The sequence below is a fragment of the Comamonas flocculans genome, from assembly GCF_007954405.1.
In the GTDB taxonomy this organism is placed as follows: domain Bacteria; phylum Pseudomonadota; class Gammaproteobacteria; order Burkholderiales; family Burkholderiaceae_C; genus Comamonas_C; species Comamonas_C flocculans.
This window is the reverse complement of record NZ_CP042344.1, coordinates 780513-803500: the sequence shown is the minus strand read 5'-3', so window position 1 is coordinate 803500 and position 22988 is coordinate 780513. Positions and strand designations below refer to the sequence as shown.

The following is a 22988-nucleotide window of genomic DNA, read 5'->3' as shown; positions in this document are numbered from 1 at the left end:
GGCGCCCGCTATCATTTGGCGCATGAATTTCTTTGCCATCGTGCTTGCGCTGTTGCTGGACCAGGCGCGTCCGCTGGCGCGCAGCAACCCGATCCACGAAGGCCTGCGCGCCTGGGCGCTGTCGGCGCGGCGCAATTTCGACGCCGGCAGCCGCTTGCACGGCTGGCTCACCTGGAGCCTGGCGGTGGGCGTGCCGCCGCTCGTGGTGCTGCTGGTGTACTGGCTGCTGCTCTACCAGGTGGGCTGGCCGCTGGCGCTGCTGTGGAACGTGGTGGTGCTCTACATCACGCTCGGCTTTCGCCAGTTCAGCCACCATTTCACCGGCATCCGCGACGCGCTGGAGGACGGCGACGTGGCGCTGGCGCGCGAGCGCCTGGCCGACTGGAAGCAGGTGCAGGTGGCGCAGCTGCCGCGCAGCGAGATCGTGCGCCACGTGATCGAGTATTCGGTGATCGCCGCGCACCGCCACGTGTTTGGCGTGCTCGCCTGGTTCTGCGCGCTGGCCATGCTGGGCCTGGGCCCCAGCGGGGCGGTGCTCTACCGCATGGCGGAGTTCGCCTCGCGCCACTGGGGGCCGAATGCGGCCGTGCCCGAACATCCGCCGAGCGAGCCGCTGACCCGGGCCGCGGCGCGTGCCTGGCAATGCATGGACTGGCTGCCCGCGCGCCTGACCGCGCTGTGCTTTGCGCTGGTGGGCAGCTTCGAGGACGCGATCGAGGGCTGGCGCTTTCACGCCCAGCGCTTTCCCGGCGACAGCGACGGCGTGGTGCTGGCGGCCACGGCCGGTGCGATCGGCGTGCAGCTCGGCGGCGTGGCCCTGCGCAGCCGCGGCGCGGTGCGCGCCGCCTTCGAGGCCGGCGGGCCGCTGGGCGACAGCGACGCCACCCCTGGCCAGCTGCCGCAGGTGGGGCATTTGCGCAGCGTGGTGGGGCTGGTGTGGCGCTCCGTGGTGATCTGGATGCTGGTGCTGGCGCTGCTCAGCCTGGCGCGCGTGCTCAGCTAGTAGCCATCTGAATTGATAGCTTGCAGCGCTTGTCCCACAGGCGTTTCGGCTATTTTTCTCTTGAAACGGCGCCACCACGGCGCAAGCACCTTCAAACAAAGGAGCGCGCCGTGGCGGCCGGGTGCGTTCAGACCGGCAGCGCCACCAGCGGGTTGCCGTTCATCGGGTCCTGCGCCCTGGAAGCCAGCGCCTCCTGCAGGTCCAGCCCCAGCGCCTGGGCCACGCCGGCGCCATAGGCCGGGTCGGCCGCGTGGCAGTTGCGGATGTGGCGCTGCTTGACGAACACGGGCGCGTCGCCCATGGCGCGGGCGGTGTTGCCGAACAGCGCCTGCTGCTGCGCCGCGTTCATGAGCTGGAAGAGCTTGCGCGGCTGCTCGAAGTAGTTGGCGTCGTCCGCATGAAAACTCCAGTGGCGCGCGTCGCCCTCGATCCGCAGCGGCGGTTCGGCAAATTCGGGCTGGGCCTGCCACTGGCCGAAGCTGTTGGGCTCGTAGTGCGGCAGCGCCCCGTAGTTGGCGTCCACGCGGCCCTGACCGTCGCGGTGGTTGCTGGCCACGGGGCAGCGTGCGCGGTTGACCGGAATCTGCTGGTGGTTGGTGCCCAGGCGATAGCGCTGCGCGTCGGGGTAGTTGATGAGGCGCGCCTGCAGCATGCGGTCGGGGCTCACGCCGATGCCCGGCACCAGGTTGCCCGGCGTGAAGGCGCTCTGCTCCACGTCGAGGAAGAAGTTCTCCGGGTTGCGGTTGAGCTCGAACTCGCCCACCTCGATGAGCGGATAGTCGCCGTGCGGCCAGACCTTGGTCAGATCGAACGGGTGGTAGGGCACCTTTTCGGCGTCCGCCTCGGGCATCACCTGCACGTACATCGTCCACTTGGGGAAGTCGCCGCGCGCGATCGCGTCAAACAGGTCGCGCTGGTGGCTTTCGCGGTCGCGGCCGATCAGCGCCTCGGCCTCGGCGTCCGTGAGGTTGCGGATACCCTGCTGCGTCTTGAAGTGGAACTTCACCCAGAAGCGCTCGCCGTCCTTGTTCCAGAAGCTGTAGGTGTGCGAACCGAAGCCGTGCATGTGCCGGTAGCTGGCCGGTATGCCGCGATCGCTCATCACGATGGTGATCTGGTGCAGCGCCTCGGGCAGCAGCGTCCAGTAGTCCCAGTTGTTGGTGGCGCTCCTCAGGTTGGTTTTCGGGTCGCGCTTGACCGCCTTGTTCAGATCGGGAAACTGGCGCGGGTCGCGGATGAAGAACACCGGCGTGTTGTTGCCCACCATGTCCCAGTTGCCCTCTTCGGTGTAGAACTTCAGGGCGAAGCCGCGGATGTCGCGCTCGGCGTCGGCCGCGCCGCGCTCGCCGGCCACGGTGGTGAAGCGCGCGAACAGCTCGGTCTGCTTGCCGACCTTCTCGAAGATCCTGGCGCGGGTGTACTTCGTGATGTCGTGCGTCACCGTGAAGCTGCCGAACGCCCCCGAGCCTTTGGCGTGCATGCGCCGCTCGGGAATGACTTCGCGCACGAAGCTGGCCAGTTTTTCATTGAGCCACACGTCCTGCGCCAGCAGCGGGCCGCGGCTGCCTGCGGTGAGGCTGTCGCGGTTGCTTGCAACCGGCGCGCCGAAATCGGTGGTCAGATGGGTGACGGGGCACTTGGGGGTCTTGTCCTGCATGGGGATCTCCATCGATGGCGGTTTGCGGATATCGGTGTGTCCGACGTCGCCATGGTAGGTGCGATTCGCCCTTTCGGGGGTGGATTTTCCCGATGCTGACGATAGCCAAAATCAACCGATGGCAAGCAGGCCATCGACAGGGGCAACGGGCGTGTGGGCGCCTTGTTCAGTAGGCCGGGGCGCTGAGTTCGGCGAACAGTTCGCGGTAGATGCGGTGGCGCCAGGGACTGATGCCCTGGCTGTCCTGCCCCTCGGCCACCCGGGCCAGCACCGCGCAGCCGGGCTCGTGCAGATGGGTGCAGTTGTAGAAGCGGCAGCCCCCCAGGTGCAGGGCGAAGTCCGGCATCAGGCGCGCCAGGTCGGTGGCGGCGATGTGGTTCAGGCCGAAGGACTGGAAACCCGGCGAGTCGATCAGCGCGCTGCGCCGCGCGCCGTCCAGCCAGTACAGCGTGGTGCTGGTGGTGGTGTGGCGCCCGGCGCCCAGGGCCTGCGACAGCTCGCCCGTGAGCACCTCGGCGCCGGGCACGAGCAGGTTCACCAGCGTGCTCTTGCCTGCGCCCGAGGGGCCCAGCACCAGCGTGGTCTTGCCGTGCAGCAGCTGCGTCAGCGCCTTGCGGTCCACCTCGGCCGACTGGGTGAGCGACAGCGGCAGCACCTGGTAGTGGTGCGCGCCATCGCCGTCGCCACCCATGTGGCGGTAGGGCCACAGGCGCTGCCAGGCCTGGGCGAAGGGCGCCACCAGGTCGCTCTTGTTCAGCGCGATGACGGGCTGCACGCCGGCCGCCTCGCAGGCGATGAGCGCGCGGGTGAGCAGGCTTTCGGAGAACGTGGGTTCGGCGGCGACCAGGATCAGCACCTGGTCCAGGTTGGCGGCAAAGGACTTGCTGCGCACTTCGTCCTGGCGGTACAGCAGGTTGCGCCGCTCCAGGATCTTTTCCACCGTGCCTTCGCCATCGCCGTGGCGCGCGCCCTGCCAGAGCACCCGGTCGCCGACCACCGGCAGGTTCTTCTTGCCGCGCGGGTGGCAGATGCGTCGGGCGCCGTCCGGGCTTTCAACCACGCAGTGGCGCCCGAAGGCCGCGACCACCAGGCCGGTGGCATCGCTCATGCAAGCAGGGCGTCGATCTTCTGCGCGCACTCGATGTCGGTGGCGGAGATGCCGCCCACGTCGTGCGTGTTCAGCCGCACCACGCAGCGGTCGTAGTGCACCGAGAGGTCGGGGTGGTGGTCCTGCGCGTGGGCGATGAAGGCCAGCGCGTTCACGAAGGCCATGGTCTCGAAGTAATTGGCGAAGCGAAAGGTCTTCTCCATCGCCACGTCGGCGCCGTCGCCTTGCAGGGTCCAGCCCGAGAGCCGGGCCAGTTGTGCTACCACTTCGGTAGCTGACAGCGCGCGCCGGGTCTGGTCGGACCAGTCTTTCTTTGGAAACATCGTCGTCATGGGGCTGCGGTGGCCAGCTGCGCCAGGCGCTCGCTGGCCGGAGGGTGGGAGTAATAAAAGCGAGCGTACACCGGGTCGGGCGTGAGCGTGGAGGCGTTGTCCTGGTAGAGCTTGAGCAGCGCGCTGCGCAGGTCCGCGCCGCTGGTGTGCTGCACCGCGTAGGCGTCGGCCTGGAACTCGTCGTGGCGCGACAGCTGGGTGAACAGCGGCGTGATGAAAGTGGTGAACACCGGCACCGCCAGCATGAACAGCAGCAGCGCCAGCGCGTCGTTGGGCGCGCTGCCATCGAGCGTGAGGTTGGGCTGCACGCCCAGCCCGGTATAGAACCAGGCGCGCGTGGACAGCCAGCCCAGCAGCGCAAAGCCGAGCAGGCTGAGCGCGAAGACGCCCACCATGCGGCGCAGCACGTGCTTGTGCCTGAAGTGGCCGAGCTCGTGCGCCAGCACCGCCTGCACCTCGTCGGGCGAGAGCTGCCTGAGCAGCGTGTCGAAGAACACCACCCGCTTGGCGTGGCCCAGGCCGGTGAAATAGGCATTGGCGTGCGCGCTGCGGCGGCTGCCGTCCATCACGAAGAAGCCCCGCGCCTTGAAGCCGCAGCGCGCAATCAGCGCGGCCACGCGCTCTTTCAGCGCTTCGTCTTGCAGCGGCTCGAAGCGGTTGAACAGCGGCGCGATCCACAGCGGCCAGGCCACCATCATCACGAGGTTGAAGCCCACCACCACCGCCCAGGCCCAGAGCCACCACAGGCGGCCCGTGGCCTGCATGATCCACAGCACCAGCGCCGCCAGCGGCAGGCCGATGAGCGCGCCCAGCACGGTGGACTTGGCCAGGTCCGCCAGCCACAGGCGGGGGGTCATGCGGTTGAAGCCGTGGCGCTGCTCGATCACGAAGGTCTGCCACCACTGCAGGGGCAGCTCGATGGCGCTGCCGATCAGCATGAAGCACGCCAGCAGCGCCAGCTGCTGCCACATGCCGCCGCCCAGCCAGGCCAGCAGCGCCTGGTTCAGCGCATCGAGCCCGCCCAGCAGCGTCCAGCCGAGCACGACGGCGGCCGACAGCGCCAGCTCCAGCAGGCCGAAGCGGGTCTTTTCGATGGTGTAGTCGGCTGCGCGCTGGTGCGCCGCCAGCGTGATGTGGCCGGCAAAATCCGCCGGCACCGCGCCCCGGTGGCGCGCCACGCTGCGGATCTGGCGGCTGGCCAGCCAGACCTTGAGCAGCAGGCCGAGCACCAGCGCGGCCGTGAACAGACAGGTGAAAAGCAGGGAGGGTGACAGCAGCGAAGGCATGGTTCGCGACAGTTTAAGGGCAAGGCCGGGCAAGCCCTTCGCGCGTCGCGCATCCCGGCCTGCGGCGGTCTGCGGCTTTGCAAACCCTCGCAATGGCTTGGGCTCGCTACGGTTTGCGCCTCGCAGCCCCTCGCCAGGGTGGGCACGCGCCATCGCGGGGACTGGCTCAGCGTCGCCTTGGGACAAGACCGGGCCAGGCGATGGGTGACAATCGCGCCCATGACTGAAACCGCACAATTCGCCCAGCCGCAGCTGGCCAAGTCCGATCAGAACCTGGTCTGGCTGGACTGCGAGATGTCGGGGCTCGATCCCGAAAAAGAACGGCTGCTGGAGATTGCCGTCATCGTCACCGGCCCGCAGCTCACGCCGCGCGTGGAAGGGCCGGTGCTGGTGATTCACCAGAGCGACGCGCTGCTGGACGCGATGGACACCTGGAACAAGGGCACGCACGGCAAGAGCGGCCTGGTCGACAAGGTGCGCGCCAGCACCCTCACCGAGGCGCAGGCCGAGGCGCAGCTGCTGCAGTTCATCCAGCGTTACGTGCCCAAAAGCACCACGCCCATGTGCGGCAACACCATAGGGCAGGACCGGCGCTTCCTCGTCAAATACATGCCGGCGCTGGAAGCCTATTTCCACTACCGCAACATCGACGTGAGCACGCTCAAGGAGCTGGCCAAGCGCTGGAAGCCCGCGGTGGCCGAGGCTTTCAAGAAGGCGCAGAAGCACACCGCGCTGGCCGACGTGCACGAATCCATCGACGAGCTGGAGCACTACCGCGCGCACTGGTTGCGTGACTGAGCGCCTGGGCGCTCCTTGCGGGTAAACCCGTAGCGTGCGATAATCGCGGGCTTGCGCGAAACGCCTTCGCGCAGTTTTTGTGCATCTCCCTTCTCACACCGGATTGCCGGCACGCCCGCGTGCTGGCGCAAACAATCCACCAGGGCGCCTGTCTGCAGGCACCCTGTCTGCGTCAGATGGTTGATGTTGTTTCCATGAACCACTGACATGGCCGCTGCGGGCAATATCCGCGCGGCCCCATACAGCATGACCCATACCGTTTCCACAGCGGGCGCTGACGCGTCCGCGCCCCTCTCTTCCTGCGCGCCCGAAAGCGGCTTTGCCGCCATGGGCCTCGTGCCCGAGCTGCTGCAGGCCGTCACCGACATGGGCTACACCCAGCCCACGGCGGTGCAGACGCGCGCCATTCCGCTGGCCATGGGCCAGGGCGCGGACCACGCGGGCTTCATCGACCTCATGGTCTCCAGCCAGACCGGCAGCGGCAAGACCGCGGCCTTTCTGCTGCCCGTGCTGCACACCCTGCAGCTGCAGCAGGAGCAGGCCAAGGCCGCGGAGCGCGCCGCCTTCGAGCGCGCCTGCGCCGAGGCCGAAGCCCAGGGCAAGCCGGCCCCGAAGCGCCCCAAGCGCAAGAACCCGCTGCTGGCGCGCCACTTCGAGCCCGCCGTCCCCGGCGCGCTGGTGCTGTGCCCCACGCGCGAACTCGCGCAGCAGGTGGCGCACGACGCCATCGACCTGGTGCGCCACTGCAAGGGGCTGCGCATCGCCAGCGTGGTGGGCGGCATGCCTTACCAGCGCCAGATCGCGCAGCTGCAGAACGCCAGCCTCGTGGTGGCCACGCCCGGGCGCCTGCTGGACCTGCAGCGCTCGGGCCAGATCAGGCTCGAAGAGGTGCAGTTCCTCGTCGTCGACGAGGCCGACCGCATGCTCGACCTCGGTTTTGCCGACGACCTGGCCGAAATCCACCGCCTCACCGCGCACCGGCGCCAGACCATGATGTTCTCGGCCACCTTCGCGCCGCGCATCCAGCAACTGGCCATGCGCGTGATGCACGAGGGCGGCACCGGCGTGCAGCGCATCCAGATCGACTCGCCGCAGGAAAAGCACGAGAACATCAAGCAGGTGCTCTACTGGGCCGACAACCCCCGGCACAAGCGCGCGCTGCTCGACCACTGGCTGCGTGACGCCGAGATCGACCAGGCCATCGTCTTCGCCAGCACCCAGATCGAGTGCGACGAGCTGGCGCACGACCTGCAGCAGGCCGGCTTTTCCGCCGTGGCGCTGCACGGCGCGCTCAGCCAGGGCCTGCGCAACCGCCGGCTGATGGCGCTGCGCCGCGGCCAGGTGCAGATCCTCGTGGCCACCGACGTGGCCGCGCGCGGCATCGACGTGCCCACCATCACCCACGTGTTCAACTTCGGCCTGCCGATGAAGGCCGAGGACTACACCCACCGCATCGGCCGCACCGGCCGCGCGGGGCGCCAGGGTCTGGCCGTGACCTTTGCCGAATTCCGCGACCGCCGCCGCATCTTCGACATCGAGGCCTTCACGCGCCAGCCCCTGGCCACCGCCGTGGTGCCGGGCCTGGAGCCCACCCAGCGCCCGCCCCAGCCGATGCGCGCGGCGCGCCCGGGCGGTGCCGGCCGCGGCCACGGCGGGGGCGCGCGTCCGGGCTTCGGCGCGCGCCGCGAGGGCGGCGGCGCCTACCGCCGCGAGGGGCAGCCCGGCCCCAGGGCCGGCTTTGGCGGCCAGGGACGGGGCCAGGGCGAAGCCCGCCGCGGTCCGGCGCCGGGGCGTGCGGCGCGTCCGCTGAGCGCGGGGGCACCGCGTTCGCGCGGCATGCGCTGAGCGCGCTCCAGGCCCCACCGGACAAGGCCGGCACCGCAGCGCGGTGGCCGGTCTTTTTTTTCATTTCGGGCCGGCCTTCTCGCCAATAATGGCTTCCTGTCCGGAGAAAGCCATGTCCGCAGCACCCTCGTCTTCCGCCGACTTCGAAGCCATGTTCGACCTCGCCCCGGTCTCCCTGTGGCTGGAGGATTTCAGCGCGGTGCGCGCGCTGCTGCAGCGCTGGCGCGCGCAGGGCGTCAGCGACGTGCGCGCCTTCCTGCGTGAAGAGCCCGAGCGGGTCAGCGAATACGGGCGCGCGATCCGTGTGCTCAAGGTCAACCAGCGCTCGCTGGCGCTGTTCGGCGCGCCCGACCAGCAGACGCTCGTCGGTTCGCTGCACCGGGTGTTTCGCGACGACATGCTGGAGAACGTGCTCGACGAGGTCTGCCAGCTCTGGGAGGGCGCGCAGGAGTTCGCCAACCAGACGGTGAACTACGCGCTCGACGGGCGCAGGCTCGACGTCCACATCCGCGGGCGCATCCTGCCGGGGCACGAATCGAGCTGGGACCGGGTGCTGATTTCGCTCGAAGACAACACCCGGGAGCAGCAGGCGCGCCGCCTCCTGCAGGAAAGCGAGCGCCAGGCGCGGCTGCTGTTCGAGCATTCGCCGGTCTCGCTCTGGGTGGAGGACTTCAGCGCGGTCAAGCAGCTGCTCGACCAGATCCGCGAACGCGGCATCGTGGACCTCAAGACCTTCCTCAAGGTGCACCCCGAATTCATCGACCAGTGCATGCGCGAGATTCGCGTGATCGACGTCAACCGGGCGACGCTGGCGATGTTCGGCGCGCCCAGCCGCCAGGTGCTGCTCGCGGGCCTGCACAAGATCTTCCAGGGCGAGATGCTCGACTCGTTTGCCGAGCAGCTGATCGACCTCTGGGAAGGCCGCCTGCAGCAGCAGCGCGAGGTGGTCAACTACACGCTGGCGGGCTCGCCGCTGAGCATCCACATGCAGTTCGTGGTGCAGGAAGACCACCGCCGCGACTGGAGCCTGGTGCTGCTGTCGCTGGTGGACATCACCGCGCGCAAGAAGGCCGAGGCCTACCTCGAATACCTGGGCAAGCACGACGTGCTGACGGGCCTGCGCAACCGGGCCTACTACATCGAGGAGCTCAACCGCCTGACGCGCAAGGGGCCCTGGCCCGTGGCGGTCATCGTGGTGGACCTCAACGGCCTGAAGGTGGTCAACGACGAGCAGGGCCACGCCGCCGGCGACGCGGTGCTGCGCCGCGCCGGCGAGGTCCTGGCCAAGGCGGTGGACGGCCTGGCCGGCTGCGCCGCGCGCATCGGCGGCGACGAATTCTGCGTGCTGCTGCCCGACGCCGACGAGCACGCTGGCCAGGCCCTGATGGAGCGCCTGGCCAGCCTGCAGGACTTGAGCAACCAGTACTACCCGGGCCAGTCTCTGAGCTTTGCCATGGGCATGGCGGTGGCACGCGAGGGCGAATCGCTGGAAGCGGTGACCCACCGCGCCGACCGCTCCATGTATGCGGCCAAGCAGCGCTACTACGAGGCGGCAGGCGCCGACCGGCGCCGCGACTGAGAGGCGCGCCGGCGCTAACCGGTAATGTGGCGCCCCAGCTCCGGCCAGCGCCGGTGCAGGTAGACCCAGGCCGCCAGGCCTATGCTCATCAGCAGCAGCGAGGCAAAAGCCAGCCAGGCGGTGGAATGCATCGCCAGCGGCGCCACCACGCCGGCGACGAAGCCATTGGCGGTAGAGCCGACAAACATCTGCAGCGACGAGGCCATGCCGCGGCGCGAGGGCACGAGGTCGAGCACCAGCAGCGTCACCACCGGCACCATCAGCGCCCAGCCGAAGGAATAGATGCCTATGGGCAGCATCGCCCACCAGACGCTGGGCGCCAGCAGCAGGTTGGCGCCCAGGTTGACCACGCTGATCGTCACCATGATCACGAAGCCGTGCCGGATCTGGCGCTTGGGCGCCACGCGCCCGGCCATGCGCCCGCTGACCCAGGCGCCGCCCATGATGCCGCAGATGTTGATCATGAAGAACCAGAAGAACTGCCCCGGCTGCAGCTGCAGGTGCTGCCCGAGGAAAGCCGGCGCCGCCAGCACGTACAGGAACATGCCGTTGAAGGGCACGCCGCTGGCCAGCGCCAGCAGGATGAAGCGCGGGTTGCTGATCAGGCTCCCGTAGCCCTGCAGCAGATGCATCAGGCGCAGCGGCTGGCGCTTGTGCCCGGGCAGCGATTCGGGCAGGGCGCGCCAGATGGTCAGCAGCAGCGTCGCGCCCACGCCGGTGAGGAACCAGAACACGCTCTGCCAGGGCAGGTGCTCCGACAGCCAGCCGCCCACCATGGGGGCAATGGCCGGTGCCACGCCGAAGAAGATGGTCACCTGGCTCATCACGCGCTGGGCCTGCGCCGGCGGAAACAGGTCGCGAATGACCGCGCGCGAAACCACGATGCCGCCGCCGGCCGACAGCCCCTGCACCGTGCGAAAGAAGATCAGCCAGCCGGTGGTCGGCGCGAGCGCGCAACCGGCCGAGGCCAGCGTGAACATGGACAGCCCCCAGAGCACCACCGGGCGGCGCCCGAAGCTGTCCGAGAGCGAGCCATGGAACAGCGCCATGAAGGCGAAGGCGAAGAGGTAGGCCGACAGCGTCTGCTGCATCTGCAGCGGCGTGGCGTCCAGCCCGCGGGCGATGGCCGGAAACGCCGGCAGATAGGTGTCGATGGCAAACGGCCCGAGCATGCCCAGCAGCGCGAGCAGGATGGACATGGCCCACAGCGGGCCGCGCCAGGGCACAGTGGCGGAATGGTCTTGCATGGTTGGAATTCCTGGCCGCGGCGCGGGCGGCGCATCGCCTGCTTTGTACCTTGCCTGCAGGCGTTTGTCTTTTGGCGCGCGGGAAACGAAAAACCCGCCACGCATGCGCGCCTGGCGGGTTCAAAGAAGTGTTCTGGTGGGCCCTGTAGGGATCGAACCTACGACAAACGGATTAAGAGTCCGCTGCTCTACCAACTGAGCTAAGAGCCCTGAGCGTCAAACGCCGAGCGCACGATTATGCACCAATTTCGGACCGCAACGGGAAGTTTTCTCGCTACATCAGCAAGTGCTCCACCGCGTTGTTGCCGCCCAGGATCACGTAGTTGACCTTGCGGATGTCCAGCAGCTTCTTGCCGCCCGCATAGCTGATCGAGCTCTGGATGTCCTGCTCCATCTCGGTCAGCGTGTCGGCCAGCCGGCCCTTGATCGGCTCCAGGATGCGCTTGCCTTCCACGTGGCGGTATTCGCCCTTGTTGAAGTCGCTGGCCGAGCCGTAGTACTCCTTGTACAGCTGCCCGTCCACCTCCACCGTCTTGCCCGGTGATTCCTCGTGGCCCGCGAACAGCGAGCCGACCATGACCATGGTCGCGCCGAAGCGGATGCTCTTGGCGATGTCGCCGTGGCTGCGGATGCCGCCGTCGGCAATGATCGGCTTGGTCGCCACGCGCGCGCACCACTTCAGCGCGCTCAGTTGCCAGCCGCCGGTGCCAAAGCCGGTTTTCAGCTTGGTGATGCAGACCTTGCCCGGGCCTATGCCTACCTTGGTCGCGTCGGCGCCCCAGTTTTCCAGGTCGATCACCGCTTCGGGCGTGCCCACGTTGCCGGCGATCACGAAGGTCCGGGGCAGGTGCTCCTTGAGGTAGCCGATCATCTCGCGCACGCTGTCGGCGTGGCCGTGGGCGATGTCGATGGTGACGTACTCGGGCGTGAGGCCCTCGGCCTTGAAGCGGTCCACGGTGTCGCGGTCGGCCTGCTTGACGCCGAGCGAGATCGAGGCGTAGCAGCCCTTGGCATGCATGTCGCGCACGAACTGCACATTGTCCAGATCGAAGCGGTGCATGACGTAGAAGTAACCGTTTTGCGCCAGCCAGCTGCAGATGCCCTCGTCCACCACGGTTTTCATGTTGGCCGGCACGACCGGCAGGAGAAAGCGCCGCCCGCCCAGCTCCATGCTGGTGTCGCATTCCGAGCGGCTTTGCACGCGGCACTTGCGCGGCAGCAGCAGGATGTTGTCGTAGTCGAAGATTTCCATGAGGTTCCAAGCTCCTGTGAAAAGGCGCGGCCAAGTGATTTCAGCCGCGTGGGGCGCTTGGCCTGAAGACCGGTTTCGCGGATGCGCCGGCGCGTGCGGCGGCATCGGACCCCGCTTGCGCGGGCGCAAAAAAACCGGGCGTCAAGAAACTTGGGCCCGGTGCCTGATTGTACCGGCTTGCGTGCCAGAGGCCTGCTGGCCGCCGCCTCAGGCGCCCCAGGCCTGCAGCCCCGGCGCCAGCGCCACGGGCCGGCCGCGGCCCGGGGCTGTGCTATTACTATTATAGCGATTTTTCATCATTCAAATCGGCATCTGGCGCTTTCCCTGACTGCGCAAGCAGCTCCTCGGATTGAAGCAATTTCTGCGGATTCTGAAACCAGGGGGCGCAGCCAGCGCACCAGGCCGGCGAGGGTGGGGTGTCTTGCTCCCTCCCCCTTAGGGGGGGGTTGGGGTGGGGGCCGGCGCCTCTTTGGGCGCCGCGCCCGTGCCGGCCCCCATCCCGGCCTTCCCCCAAAGGGGGAAGGAGTCCTGGTCGGGCAGGCGCTTCCCGTGGGCGTCGGTCTTTTCGGCCGGCTCGGCAATGGTCTGGTGCAGCGCAGGGGTCAGGCCGGTGTCTGGCCGTCACGGGGCTGGCGACGAATCCGGGCCGGTCTTGCAAAGCCTGGTGCGTTTACATTTGCGCGGCACCCCATCTTTCATCCCACTTTTTCCTGGAAAGCCGCCGATGCAGCGACGACACTTTTTGTATGCAGGCGCCGGCCTGCTGGCAAGCACCCTGGCCGGATGCGGCGGGGGCAGCGAGGCGCTGCTGCGCGTGCGCCCCGACGTGCTGCAGCTCTCGAACGCCGAGCGCGAGCGCTACGTGCAGACGCTGCATGCGATGAAGCGCCTGCCTTCGGCGTACGACCCGGCGGTCAACGCCTACGACTACTTCGTGCAGCTGCACGGGCGGGCGTTTCCCTCTGCGCAGGACCCCACGCACTACAACGCGCACATGAGCGCGTCCTTCCTGCCTTGGCACCGTGAGTTTCTGCTGCGCTTTGAGCGCGAGCTGCAGCGCGTGTCGGGCGATGCGCAGATGGCCTTGCCCTACTGGGACTGGCAGCAGCAGGGCAGCTGGCGCGCCATCTTCACGGACGACTTCCTCGGGGGCAACGGCGACGCGGCCGACCGCTTCATCGTCAAGAGCGGCATGTTCCGCGAAGGGCTGTGGCCCATGGGCGCGTACTTTGACGAGACGCCCGACGAGTTTGCCGATTCGGACGGCGACGGCATTGCCGACATCAACTCCGCGCCGCTGAGCCGGCGCGGCCTGACGCGGCGCTTTTCCTTCGAGGGGCTGGACGCCGACAGCATGCAAGTCATCGACGACTACATGGCGCGCGAGCCGCGCAGCCGTCTGCTGGCCTACGCCGACTACGACGCCGCGCCCTACATGGAGAGCATGCTGACGCCCCTGGAGCATCTGGAAAACCGTCAGAGCTGGATAGAGCAGAGCATGCGCAAATACCTGGAGCTGGTGCTGCACAACCCGGTGCACGCGATGATCGGCGGGCAGATGGCGACGGGCACCTCGCCCAACGATCCGGTGTTCTTCCTGCACCATGCCAACGTGGACCGCCTGTGGGCGCTGTGGCAGGACGCCCATGCGGGCGCCAGCTACCCGAGCAGCGCCGAAGACGCCCATGTCGGCAGCGGCGCCAGCCTGGACCTGTTGTCGGGCGACGTCCGCATCGATTCGGTGCTGGACCTGGCCGCGCATTCGGGCGTGCGCTACGCCGCCGGCTGAGCCGCGCCGGCGCGCTCAGCCCCGGCGCGCCACGCGTTTGAGCGCCAGCCACTGCTGGTCCCAGAAGCCGCGGCCGTAGTCGCGCCCGGCTTGCACCTGGTCGCGGATGCCGGTGGCTTCGAACCGCCCGGCGTAGTCGGCCGAGCCCAGCAGGCTGTCCCACCACGGAAACAGCACGCCGAAGTTCACGCCCTTGAGGCGCCCGCGCGCGCCCGCCTCGTGGCCGATGCCGACGGCGTGGTGGCGCCGGTGAAAGCGCGGGCTCACCGCCAGGCGCTCGCCGATGCGGCCAAAGCCCAGGCGCAGGTTGGCATGCTGCAGGCTCTGCATGAGCTGGGTGGCCGCCACCAGCAGCACGAACTGCGAGGGCGCGACGCCGATCAGGATGGCCGCGCAGACGAAGATGGCGTCGGTCAGCGCGCTGTCCAGCAGGTGGTTGCGCGCGTCGCTCCACATCGTCATCTGGCGCTGGCTGTGGTGCACGGCGTGCAGCTGCCACCACCAGTTCCACTGGTGCTGCGCGCGGTGCACCAGGTAGCCGATGAAGTCGAACACCACCAGGTAGAGGCAAAAGCTCACCAGCGCCCGGTCGCTCACGCCGGGCCACAGCCCGTCCAGCTGCAGCGTGGGCAGGCCGTGGGCGCGCAGCCGGCCGATGGCGTCGGCGAGCCAGCTCTCCAGCGTGAAGAACATGGCGAGCTTGAACAGGCCCAGGCGGTGCACCAGGGTGTAGAGGATGTCCACGCGCACCGCCGCGCGGTCGCTCAGCTCCTGCACCGGCCAGCGCCTTTGCGCCGGGCCGATGAGCAGCACCAGCACGGCGATCTGCAGCAGCCCGGCGAGCAGCCAGCCGGTGGCGACGAAGCCGTCTTCGATCAGCCCCGCCTGCCCGAGCGTGAAGGCCAGCGGCTGGATGAACGCTTCAAACAGCCACTGCTGGGCGCTGGCAAACCAGTCGGTGAGGGGCGGCATGTTCAGGCGGCGCCGGCGCCCGCATGGGCGGCGATCCAGGGTGCGTGCTCGGGGTGCTCGCGCAGCGTGCGAAAGCGCAGCCCGCGCGCCTTCAGGCCGGAGATCAGGGGTTCGAGCACCGCCGGCGCCCAGGGATCCTTGCGCGACCAGATGCCCAGGTGCGCCAGCAGGATGTCGCCCGGGCGAACGTCGCGCAGGGCCTGCGCGAGCAGCGCATCGTTCGGATAGCGCTCGCTGGGCAGCTCGTCGCCCAGAAAGCCAGCGCGCGACCAGCCCACGTGGCGGTAGCCGCAGCGCGCGGCGGCGGCCAGCAGCGCGGGCGAGGTCTTGCCGCCGGGCGCGCGGTACAGCGCCAGCGCGGCCACGCCGGTGAGCTCGGCCAGGCGCTCGGCCGCGCGGCGGATGTCGGCGCAGTACTCGCGCGCGCTCCAGACCAGGCGCTGGCCGGCGTGCGGGCCGGCGCCGGGCTGGATGCGAAAGCGCGGCTGGCCGTGCGCCGGCGGCAGGTCGGCGCGCCAGACGGCGTGCTGCCAGGTGTGCGAGGCGAAGGCATGGCCTTCGCGCGCGCGCTCGCGCCACCACGGCGCCCAGTATTCGCCCAGGCAGCCGTCGCCCTGCTGCGTGCGCTCGTGGGCGGCGAAGAAGGTGACCGGCACCTGCTGGCGCCGCAGCACCTCGGCCACGAAGGGCGCGATGCCCATGTGGCCGGTGTCGAAGCTCAGGTAGATGGCCTTGTCGCCATCTTCAGCATGTTTTCGGGCTGCAGCGCTTATGGGGCAAGCGCCAGCAGCTATCACGGAGAGAGCATTCCTGCGGTGCATGCCCGGCCTCGCTTCAGCTGCGCGCGGCGTGGTCCAGCGTCCAGACGCCGTGCGGCGACTTGCCCACCTTGACCTGGGTGAGGACGGCGCGGCGCGCCACGTCGATCAGCGTGAGCCGGCCGGCCCAGCGCGAGCCGACCATGATGAGCGACCCGTCGCGCGATACGTCCATGCAGTCGGGGCCGGAGGGCGCGGGGAACTGCGCCACCGCCCTGAGCGCGCTGCAGTCGATCTGGCTGATGGTGTTGGCCACGCGGTTGCTCACCAGCACGTGGCGGGCGTCGCCCAGCGCGCGAAAGGCGTGCGCGCCCTTGCCGGTGGCGATCTCGCCGACCGCGCGGGCCTGCTGGCCGGCGGCGAGCTCGAACACCTGCACGCCGCTGGCGCCGGTCAGGCCCACCAGCAGGTGGCGGCCGTCGGGGGTGCCGAAGACGTCGGCCGGCGTGCGCCCGGTGGGCACGCGGTAGCTCAGCCGCTGCGTGGCCAGGTCGATCGCCACCAGCTCGTCGCTGTCCTGCATGCTGGCCCACAGCGTGGTGCTGGCGGCGTCGATCCACAAATGGCTGGGCGTGCGCCCGGTGGGGATGCGCTGCACCAGCGCGGGGTTCTCGCCGTCCCAGTGGTAGAGGTCGATGTGGTTGAGCCGGTTGGCCGCGGTGACGAACCAGCGCATGTCCGGCGAAAAGCGCAGGTGGTAGGGGTCGAGGATGCCGCTGATCTGGCGCTGCACCTGGGCCGTGCGCGGGTCGATGAAGGTGAGCGAGTCGCTGCCGGCGTTGGCCACGATGACCGACCTTTCGTCCGGCGTCATGTACAGGTGGTGCGGCTCGCGGCCGGTGGCGATGCGCCGCTCCTCCACCCAGCGGCCGGGGTCGATCACGCTGACCGAGCCGCTTTGCGAGTTCAGCACCAGCACCGGCGTGCGTGGCGCCGTGGCCTGCGCCGGGGCGGGGCCGGCGGCGGCCAGTGCCAGGCCGGAAGCAAGAAAGCTGCGGCGCGACCAGGCGGGTGCAGCGGGGAATGCGGGTGCTGGCATGGAATGCTCGGGGCCGTGTGCAGCGGTTGCGGCGCGCGAGTCTACTCCCGCGCGCTCGCTCCCGGGCGGCTTTCTACAATGCGGCATGCTTGCCCAAGACCGCGCCGCCGCCGGCGCCCAGATGCCGCTGCTGGCGCACCTGAACCCCGAACAACGTGCCGCCGTGACCCTGCCCGCGGGCCATGCCCTGATCCTGGCCGGGGCCGGCTCGGGCAAGACCCGGGTGCTGACCACGCGCATCGCCTGGCTGCTGCAGACCGGCCAGGCCGCGCCCGGCGAAATCCTGGCCGTGACCTTCACCAACAAGGCGGCCAAGGAGATGCTCACGCGCCTGTCCGCCATGCTGCCCATCAGCGTGCGCGGCATGTGGATAGGCACGTTCCACGGGCTGTGCAACCGCATGCTGCGCGCCCACCACAAGCTGGTCGGGCTGCCCCAGACCTTCCAGATCCTGGACGCGCAGGACCAGCTCTCGGCCGTCAAGCGCCTGCTCAAGGCCCATCAGGTGGACGAAGAGCACCATCCGCCCAGGCAGGTAGCCTGGTTCATCAACGGCTGCAAGGAAGAGGGCCTGCGCCCCGACGCGGTGCCCGCGCCCAACGACGAAACCCGCCAGCGCGTGGAGCTGTACCGCCTGTACGAGGCGCAGTGCCAGCGCGAGGGCGTGGTCGATTTTGCCGAGCTGCTGCTGCGCTCCTACGAGCTGCTCAGGGACCACGCGCCGGTGCGCGCGCACTACCAGCGGCGCTTTGCGCACATCCTGGTGGACGAATTCCAGGACACCAACCGCCTGCAGTACCTGTGGCTCAAGCAGCTGGCGGGCGACGTGGTGGACGGGCAGTTCACGCCCCGGGGCAGCGTGATGGCGGTGGGCGACGACGATCAGAGCATCTACGCCTTTCGCGGCGCCCGCGTGGGCAACATGCAGGACTTCGTGCGCGAGTTCGCCGTGGGGCAGCAGATCAAGCTGGAAGAGAACTACCGCTCCTGCTCCAACATCCTGGACAGCGCCAACGCCCTGATCGCGCACAACAGCCGGCGCCTGGGCAAGAACCTGCGCACCGCCCGCGGGCCGGGCGAGCCGGTGCGCATTCACGAGGCCGAGAGCGACCTGATGGAGGCGCGCTGGCTGGTCGACGAGATCCGCCAGCTGGCCGCCGACGGCATGGCGCGCCAGCACATCGCGGTGCTCTACCGCAGCAACGCGCAAAGCCGCGCGCTCGAGTCGCAGTTGTTCAACGCCGGCGTGCCCTACCGCGTCTATGGCGGACTGCGCTTTTTCGAGCGCGCCGAGATCAAGCACGCGCTCGCCTACCTGCGCCTGCTGGAGAACCCGCACGACGACACCAGCTTTGCCCGCGTGGTGAACTTTCCGCCGCGCGGCATCGGCGCGCGCACGCTGGAGGTGCTGCAGGACGCGGCGCGCGCCGCCGGCTGCTCGCTGTGGGACGCGGTCAGCAGCGTGGGCGGCAGCGCCGGCACCAAGCTCGGCGGCTTCGTCGCGCTGGTCGAGGTGATGCGCGAGAGGAGCAGCGGCCAGAGCCTGCGCGCCATCATCGAGCAGGTGGTCGAAGGCAGCGGCCTGGCCGGGCACTACCGCCAGGACAAGGAGGGCGAGGACCGCCTGGACAACCTCAAGGAGCTGGTGAGCGCGGCCGAGAGCTTCGTGATGCAGGAAGGCTTCGGGCGCGACGCGGTGGCGCTGCCGGTGGATGAGACCGCGGCGCTCACGCAAAGCCCGGTCAGCCAGGGTGTGGACCCCGACGCGCCCATGGGCGGGCCGCAGCTGGACGCGGCCGCGGGCGAGACGCTGTCGCCGCTGGTGGCCTTCCTCACGCACGCGGCGCTGGAGGCGGGCGACAACCAGGCCCAGGCCGGGCAGGATGCGGTGCAGCTCATGACGGTGCACGCCAGCAAGGGCCTGGAGTTCGACGCGGTCTTCATCTGCGGCCTGGAAGAGGGGTTGTTTCCGCACGAGAACGCGATGGCCGACCAGGGCGGCCTGGAGGAAGAGCGCCGCCTGATGTACGTGGCGATCACCCGCGCCAGAAAGCGCCTGTACCTGAGCCACGCCCAGGTGCGCATGCTGCACGGGCAGACGCGCTACAACATGGCCAGCCGCTTCTTCGACGAACTGCCCGAGGGCGCGCTCAAGCACCTCACGCCGCAGCGCCGGTCAGCAGGCTCTTTTGCTACTGATTACAGAGCTTATAGCGAACGCCAGTCAAGGGTTTCAGGCGGATTTGACCTGGATTATTCCAGCCTGGGCAGCGCCGGTCTGCCGGCGCGCAAGGAGGCGCCGGCGCACGGCATCACGCAGGGGGCGCAGGTGTTTCACACCAAGTTCGGCGAGGGCCGGGTGCTGGCCATCGAGGGGCAGGGCGAGGACGCGCGCGCCCAGGTGGCGTTCACCCGCCACGGCACCAAGTGGCTGGCGCTGGCGATCGCCAAGCTCACGCTGGTCGAATGAGGCCCGAGCCCGGCCCGCGCATGCGCCGCATCTCCCCGCTCGAGCCGCTGGTGATGCTGGGCACCGTGGCGCAGTGGCTGGTGCTGGCCATGGCCACGGGCGCGCTGGTGGGCACGGGCTGCAGCGTGTTTCTGGGCGCCTTGTTCAAGACCGAGGGGCATTTGTACGACGCGCCCTGGTGGCTGCTCGCGCTGCTGCTGCCCCTGGGAGGCCTGGCCAACGGGCTGCTGCTGCACTACGCCTGGGAAAGGCGCCGCGGCCCGCTGCACGACGAGCCCATCGTCGCGGTCAACGAGCAGGCCGGGCGCATGCCGTTTGCCACGCTCTGGGTCAAGCCGGTGGCGGCGCTCGTCACGCTGGGCTGCGGCGGCTCGGCCGGCAAGGAGGGGCCGTGCTCGCACATTGGCGCGAGCGTGGCGGCGGGCGTGGGCCAGGTGCTGCGCCTGAACGCCGAGTTGAGAAAGCGGCTGGTCGCCTGCGGCGTGAGCGCGGGCTTTGCCAGCGTCTTCGGCACGCCCATCGCCGGGGCGATCTACGGCGTGGAGATGCTGGCGATAGGGCGCGTGCGGCACGACTTTCTCTTCCCAGGCGTCGTCGCGGGGGTCACGGCCTTCGTCACGAGCCGCTGGTGGGGCGTGCCCTATCCGGAGTTTCACATCGCCTTCGAGGCGCATTTCACGCTGCTGCTGTTCCTCAAGACCGTGCTGGTGGGCGTGCTCTGCGGCCTGGCGGCGCTGGTCTTCGTCGAGCTCTGCCGCTCGGTGCGCACGGTGTTTGCGTGGCTGCGCGTGCGCACCGGCTTGTGGCCGCCGCTCGCGCCCATGGTCGGCGGCGTGCTGCTGGCGCTGCTGATGCTGGTGCTGCCCGGCGACTATCTGGGCCTGTCGCTGCCGGTGATGGAGCGCGCGCTGGCCGGCGAGGGCATGCCGGGTTCGGGCTTCCTATGGAAGGCGCTGCTGGTGGCGCTGACGCTGGGCTCGGGCTTTTACGGCGGCATCGTCACGCCGCAGTTCGTGATCGGTGCGGTGGCGGGCGCGGCCTGCGCGCCCTGGCTGGGGCTGGCGGTGGCCCAGGGCGCGGCCGTGGGGCTGGTGGCGGTGGTGGCGGCGGCGTCGAACACGCCGCTGGCCGCGCTCATCATGGGCGTGGAGTTGTTCGGCGCGGGCTCGATCTGGTATGTGGCCGGCGCCTGCGTGGCCGCCTATCTGGTGATAGGGCACCGCAGCGTCTACCCGGCGCAGCACCTGGCCTATGCCAAGTCGGCCTGGATCATGGCCTCGCCCAACGCCCCGGTGGGCGACGAGAAGGTGCAGCTGTCCTACGGCCTGCTGCGCTGGTGGGGCGACCGCTTGCGCCAGCTCAGGCGCTGGCACCAGGGCCGCCCAGGGGGCGGCGCATGAGGGCCGGGCAAAGGCACGGGGCCTGCGGCGCCCGCCAACTCGCGGCGGCGCTGGTGCTGCTGGCGACCACGCTGGCCGCGGCCAGCGCCTGGGCCTGCGGCGAGGGCGTGCACCTCAAGCGTCCGGTGGAGCTGTCTGAAGCCGAGCGCAGCGCGATCGTGGCCAGGGCGCCGCTCACCGTGCTGGCGCTACAGGCGCCGCCAATGACGCGCCGCGATGCCGACGCGGCGCAAGGCTACTCGGGCGTGGGCATGGACGCCTGGTGCTTCATCGCCCGCCAGGTCGGGCTGCACTACCGCGTCGAAGCGGACCGCGGCGACACCGTGGCGCAAAAGATCGCCCGGGTGCAGGCCGGCCAGGCCGACGCGCTGCTGTCGCTCAGCCCCGAGCCGCAACGCGCGGCCCGCGGGCTGTTCACGCTGCCCTATTTCGAGAGCAATTACGCGGTCATAGGGCGCAAGAGCGCGCGCCTGCTGATCCACGGCATGAGCGACCTGGCCCAGCTGCGCGTGGGGCTGGTCAAGGGCGTGGCCTTCGAGCCGGTGCTGCAGGCCTTCATGCCGCCCGAGCAGCTGGTGCTGTTCGACCAGAACGACAGCCGGGGGCTGTTCGCCGCGCTGCGCGAGGGCGCCGTCGACGTGGCCGTCTACCCCAAGGCGATCTTTGCGGAAAAGCGCTACGAGCTCGAGTACTTCGACCTGGAGGTGGTGCATACGCTGCGCAACCTGCCGCGGCGCTATGGCTTCTACTTCAGCCCCTCGACCGACAACGAACTGCTGGTGCGGGTCTTTGACCGCTACCTGCAGGCCATGGACCTGAGCGATTCGATCAACCTGCACGAGGATGCCGAGCAGCAGTTCATCGAGCGCTACGTCGCCCAGCGCAGCCAGCGCACCTACTGGCGGGCGGGCGCGGTGCTGGCGGGCCTGCTGGCCATCGTCTTCTTCGTGGTGCTGCGCCGCTACCGCTACCTGATGCGCCAGCTGGCCGAGCGCAACCAGCGCATCCTGCAGCAGCAGCGCGTGCTGGCCGCCAGCCACCGCCGGCTGCAGCAGCTGAGCCAGACCGACGGGCTCACCGGCCTGACCAACCGGCGCGAGTTCGACCACGCGCTGGCGCGCGAGCACGAGCGGCGCTCGCGCAGCGGCGCGCCGCTGAGCGTGATCATGATGGACATAGACCACTTCAAGTGCGTCAACGACCACTACGGCCATGCGGTGGGCGACGACTACCTGCGCGCGGTGGCCCGGGTGCTCCGCCAGAGCGTGCTGCGCCCGGCCGACATCGCGGCGCGCTACGGCGGAGAGGAGTTTGTCTGCCTGCTGCCCGACACCGGCGCGCAGGAGGCGCGCCAGGTGGCCGAGCGCATCCGCGAGAACCTGCGCACGCTGCAACTGCCCAATGCGAGCGCGCCCAGGCCGGTGCTGACGCTGAGCTTCGGCATCGCCACGCTCATCGACGGCCCGGCCGGCGCGGCGCAACTGCTCGAGCGCGCCGACGCCGAGCTCTACGCGGCCAAGCGCGCCGGGCGCGACCGCGTGCACGGCAGCGAGCTGCGCGCCTGATCAGGCGGCGCCGTCCTGGCCTGCCGCCGGGTGGGCCGTGGGCTCGAAGCAGTCGCGGAAGCTGAAGACGATGGAGCTGAAGAACATCGCGGCCAGCACGATGGCGGTGGTCACCAGCACGCTGGCGGCGAGCCCGGTGCCCATGCCCAGCTCGCTGAGCACCGTCAGCACCAGGCTCACGACGATGCCGGTGGCCATGAACAGGCCCGCCCAGCCCAGCGCATAGACGGTGAAGGCGCCGATGTTGCGCAGACAGGCCACGGCGCTGAAGAACATGGCCTTGACCGGCGCCACGCCCCACCAGTGCACCAGCGCCGGCGCATGCCAGAACAGCAGCGACAGCGGCAGGTAGAGCAGCACCGCCAGCCACATCGCCGCCTGAAAGCGCCCGGATTCGGCCAGCTCCTGCGTCACCGGGCGCACGCCCAGGTAGACGCCGGCGAATTCGCCCCCGTCCACCAGCGCCGACAGGCCCAGCAGCAGCAGGAAGCCGGCCGCATAGAGCAGGCCCAGCAGCGCCATGCTGCGCAGGCGCTGGCGGGCGCTGCGCAGCGCCGACACCATCAGCGCCGGCGCGGCCAGCCGGCTGCTGCTGCCTTCGGTGTGGGCGCTGGCCACCATCATCACCAGCGTGGCGCTGGGCAGCAGGGCCAGCGCCAGCGCCGTGCCCACGAGCGGCAAGACCGTGGCCAGCGACATCGCGGCCATGCACAGGAAGAACAGGCCGGTCAGCGCCATGGGCTGGCGCCAGAAGGTGCGCACGCCCAGGCGCACCCAGAGGATGCCGGTGCGTGCGGGAACGAGTTGAAGTTTCATGCGGGATGGTGC

The 22988-nt window shown here is 69.5% G+C and carries 18 protein-coding genes and 1 tRNA gene; 8 read left to right on the top strand and 11 right to left on the bottom strand.

All coding sequences use genetic code 11. The annotated features are described in order from the left end of the window. The first annotated feature begins 22 nt into the window (after nt 1-22). Nucleotides 23-1003 (top strand): CobD/CbiB family protein, encoded by a 981-nt coding sequence (locus tag FOZ74_RS03965; RefSeq protein ID WP_146911852.1) that lies wholly within the window; start codon nt 23-25, stop codon nt 1001-1003. A gap of 127 nt (nt 1004-1130) precedes the next feature. Here FOZ74_RS03965 and FOZ74_RS03960 read toward each other — a convergent pair whose 3' ends face one another. The 4 genes from FOZ74_RS03960 to FOZ74_RS03945 form a co-directional block, all read right to left on the bottom strand. Next, nucleotides 1131-2660, bottom strand: a complete 1530-nt coding sequence (locus tag FOZ74_RS03960) for a catalase (RefSeq protein WP_146911851.1) — start codon at nt 2658-2660, stop codon at nt 1131-1133. 166 nt (nt 2661-2826) lie between these two features. Continuing rightward, nucleotides 2827-3768, bottom strand: a complete 942-nt coding sequence (gene rsgA / locus FOZ74_RS03955) for a ribosome small subunit-dependent GTPase A (RefSeq protein WP_146911850.1) — start codon at nt 3766-3768, stop codon at nt 2827-2829. Then, entirely contained in the window at nt 3765-4100 is a 336-nt protein-coding gene (locus FOZ74_RS03950) for a 4a-hydroxytetrahydrobiopterin dehydratase (RefSeq protein WP_146911849.1), read from the bottom strand. Before FOZ74_RS03950 ends, rsgA begins: the two co-directional genes overlap by 4 nt. Beyond that, nucleotides 4097-5386 (bottom strand): M48 family metallopeptidase, encoded by a 1290-nt coding sequence (locus tag FOZ74_RS03945; protein WP_146911848.1) that lies wholly within the window; start codon nt 5384-5386, stop codon nt 4097-4099. Before FOZ74_RS03945 ends, FOZ74_RS03950 begins: the two co-directional genes overlap by 4 nt. Nucleotides 5387-5605: 219 nt before the next feature. On the opposite strand from FOZ74_RS03945, the gene orn reads away from it, so the two are divergent. From orn to FOZ74_RS03930, 3 genes are all read left to right on the top strand, one after another. Next, complete coding sequence (gene orn / locus FOZ74_RS03940) at nt 5606-6184, top strand: oligoribonuclease (protein WP_146911847.1); 579 nt, start codon at nt 5606-5608, stop codon at nt 6182-6184. Between the two features lie 246 nt (nt 6185-6430). Further along, nucleotides 6431-8029 carry a DEAD/DEAH box helicase gene (locus tag FOZ74_RS03935; RefSeq protein ID WP_146911846.1) on the top strand — a complete coding sequence of 533 codons (1599 nt, stop codon included), beginning with the start codon at nt 6431-6433 and terminating at the stop codon, nt 8027-8029. A gap of 112 nt (nt 8030-8141) precedes the next feature. Beyond that, nucleotides 8142-9608: a sensor domain-containing diguanylate cyclase gene (locus FOZ74_RS03930; protein WP_146911845.1), complete on the top strand. Its 1467-nt coding sequence runs from the start codon at nt 8142-8144 to the stop codon at nt 9606-9608. A gap of 14 nt (nt 9609-9622) precedes the next feature. Here the strand turns inward: FOZ74_RS03930 and FOZ74_RS03925 are convergent, their stop codons facing one another. The 3 genes from FOZ74_RS03925 to FOZ74_RS03915 all read right to left on the bottom strand — a co-directional run bounded on the left by FOZ74_RS03925 (nt 9623) and on the right by FOZ74_RS03915 (nt 12107). Then, nucleotides 9623-10855 carry a multidrug effflux MFS transporter gene (locus FOZ74_RS03925; protein WP_146911844.1) on the bottom strand — a complete coding sequence of 411 codons (1233 nt, stop codon included), beginning with the start codon at nt 10853-10855 and terminating at the stop codon, nt 9623-9625. 134 nt (nt 10856-10989) lie between these two features. Then, nucleotides 10990-11065, bottom strand: a tRNA-Lys gene (locus FOZ74_RS03920). A 64-nt stretch (nt 11066-11129) separates the two neighbouring features. Further along, nucleotides 11130-12107 carry a GMP reductase gene (locus FOZ74_RS03915; protein WP_146911843.1) on the bottom strand — a complete coding sequence of 326 codons (978 nt, stop codon included), beginning with the start codon at nt 12105-12107 and terminating at the stop codon, nt 11130-11132. A 724-nt stretch (nt 12108-12831) separates the two neighbouring features. On the opposite strand from FOZ74_RS03915, the gene FOZ74_RS03910 reads away from it, so the two are divergent. Further along, a complete protein-coding gene (locus FOZ74_RS03910; protein WP_186764651.1) occupies nt 12832-13896 on the top strand; it encodes a tyrosinase family protein in 1065 nt (354 codons plus the stop codon). Nucleotides 13897-13911: 15 nt separating this feature from the next. On the opposite strand, the gene FOZ74_RS03905 is transcribed toward FOZ74_RS03910, so the two are convergent. Genes FOZ74_RS03905 through FOZ74_RS03895 form a run of 3 tightly spaced genes read right to left on the bottom strand, consistent with a single transcriptional unit; the run spans nt 13912 to nt 16725 of the window. After that, complete coding sequence (locus FOZ74_RS03905; protein WP_146911841.1) at nt 13912-14868, bottom strand: sterol desaturase family protein; 957 nt, start codon at nt 14866-14868, stop codon at nt 13912-13914. 2 nt (nt 14869-14870) lie between these two features. Further along, entirely contained in the window at nt 14871-15689 is an 819-nt protein-coding gene (locus tag FOZ74_RS03900; protein ID WP_146911840.1) for a polysaccharide deacetylase family protein, read from the bottom strand. Nucleotides 15690-15702: 13 nt separating this feature from the next. Further along, the gene (locus tag FOZ74_RS03895; protein WP_146911839.1) at nt 15703-16725 is read right to left on the bottom strand and encodes a YncE family protein; all 1023 of its coding nucleotides are present in this window, start codon (nt 16723-16725) and stop codon (nt 15703-15705) included. A gap of 85 nt (nt 16726-16810) precedes the next feature. Here FOZ74_RS03895 and FOZ74_RS03890 point away from each other — a divergent pair, with 85 nt between their 5' ends. Genes FOZ74_RS03890 through FOZ74_RS03880 form a run of 3 tightly spaced genes read left to right on the top strand, consistent with a single transcriptional unit; the run spans nt 16811 to nt 22160 of the window. Continuing rightward, nucleotides 16811-19195, top strand: a complete 2385-nt coding sequence (locus FOZ74_RS03890; protein ID WP_146911838.1) for a UvrD-helicase domain-containing protein — start codon at nt 16811-16813, stop codon at nt 19193-19195. A 20-nt stretch (nt 19196-19215) separates the two neighbouring features. After that, nucleotides 19216-20595 carry a chloride channel protein gene (locus tag FOZ74_RS03885; protein WP_146911837.1) on the top strand — a complete coding sequence of 460 codons (1380 nt, stop codon included), beginning with the start codon at nt 19216-19218 and terminating at the stop codon, nt 20593-20595. After that, the gene (locus FOZ74_RS03880) at nt 20592-22160 is read left to right on the top strand and encodes a GGDEF domain-containing protein (RefSeq protein WP_146911836.1); all 1569 of its coding nucleotides are present in this window, start codon (nt 20592-20594) and stop codon (nt 22158-22160) included. The genes FOZ74_RS03885 and FOZ74_RS03880 overlap by 4 nt, the downstream gene beginning before the upstream one ends. Here the strand turns inward: FOZ74_RS03880 and FOZ74_RS03875 are convergent, their stop codons facing one another. Next, the gene (locus tag FOZ74_RS03875; protein WP_146911835.1) at nt 22161-22976 is read right to left on the bottom strand and encodes a BPSS1780 family membrane protein; all 816 of its coding nucleotides are present in this window, start codon (nt 22974-22976) and stop codon (nt 22161-22163) included. Nucleotides 22977-22988: the final 12 nt, after the last annotated feature.

Bases quoted from the DNA above. Each gene is read 5' to 3' on its own strand.
- FOZ74_RS03965 (WP_146911852.1), top strand. From the start codon at position 23: ATGAATTTCTTTGCCATCGTGCTTGCGCTGTTGCTGGACCAGGCGCGT.
- FOZ74_RS03960 (WP_146911851.1), bottom strand. From the start codon at position 2,660: ATGCAGGACAAGACCCCCAAGTGCCCCGTCACCCATCTGACCACCGAT.
- rsgA (WP_146911850.1), bottom strand. From the start codon at position 3,768: ATGAGCGATGCCACCGGCCTGGTGGTCGCGGCCTTCGGGCGCCACTGC.
- FOZ74_RS03950 (WP_146911849.1), bottom strand. From the start codon at position 4,100: ATGACGACGATGTTTCCAAAGAAAGACTGGTCCGACCAGACCCGGCGC.
- FOZ74_RS03945 (WP_146911848.1), bottom strand. From the start codon at position 5,386: ATGCCTTCGCTGCTGTCACCCTCCCTGCTTTTCACCTGTCTGTTCACG.
- orn (WP_146911847.1), top strand. From the start codon at position 5,606: ATGACTGAAACCGCACAATTCGCCCAGCCGCAGCTGGCCAAGTCCGAT.
- FOZ74_RS03935 (WP_146911846.1), top strand. From the start codon at position 6,431: ATGACCCATACCGTTTCCACAGCGGGCGCTGACGCGTCCGCGCCCCTC.
- FOZ74_RS03930 (WP_146911845.1), top strand. From the start codon at position 8,142: ATGTCCGCAGCACCCTCGTCTTCCGCCGACTTCGAAGCCATGTTCGAC.
- FOZ74_RS03925 (WP_146911844.1), bottom strand. From the start codon at position 10,855: ATGCAAGACCATTCCGCCACTGTGCCCTGGCGCGGCCCGCTGTGGGCC.
- FOZ74_RS03915 (WP_146911843.1), bottom strand. From the start codon at position 12,107: ATGGAAATCTTCGACTACGACAACATCCTGCTGCTGCCGCGCAAGTGC.
- FOZ74_RS03910 (WP_186764651.1), top strand. From the start codon at position 12,832: ATGCAGCGACGACACTTTTTGTATGCAGGCGCCGGCCTGCTGGCAAGC.
- FOZ74_RS03905 (WP_146911841.1), bottom strand. From the start codon at position 14,868: ATGCCGCCCCTCACCGACTGGTTTGCCAGCGCCCAGCAGTGGCTGTTT.
- FOZ74_RS03900 (WP_146911840.1), bottom strand. From the start codon at position 15,689: ATGCACCGCAGGAATGCTCTCTCCGTGATAGCTGCTGGCGCTTGCCCC.
- FOZ74_RS03895 (WP_146911839.1), bottom strand. From the start codon at position 16,725: ATGCCAGCACCCGCATTCCCCGCTGCACCCGCCTGGTCGCGCCGCAGC.
- FOZ74_RS03890 (WP_146911838.1), top strand. From the start codon at position 16,811: ATGCTTGCCCAAGACCGCGCCGCCGCCGGCGCCCAGATGCCGCTGCTG.
- FOZ74_RS03885 (WP_146911837.1), top strand. From the start codon at position 19,216: ATGCGCCGCATCTCCCCGCTCGAGCCGCTGGTGATGCTGGGCACCGTG.
- FOZ74_RS03880 (WP_146911836.1), top strand. From the start codon at position 20,592: ATGAGGGCCGGGCAAAGGCACGGGGCCTGCGGCGCCCGCCAACTCGCG.
- FOZ74_RS03875 (WP_146911835.1), bottom strand. From the start codon at position 22,976: ATGAAACTTCAACTCGTTCCCGCACGCACCGGCATCCTCTGGGTGCGC.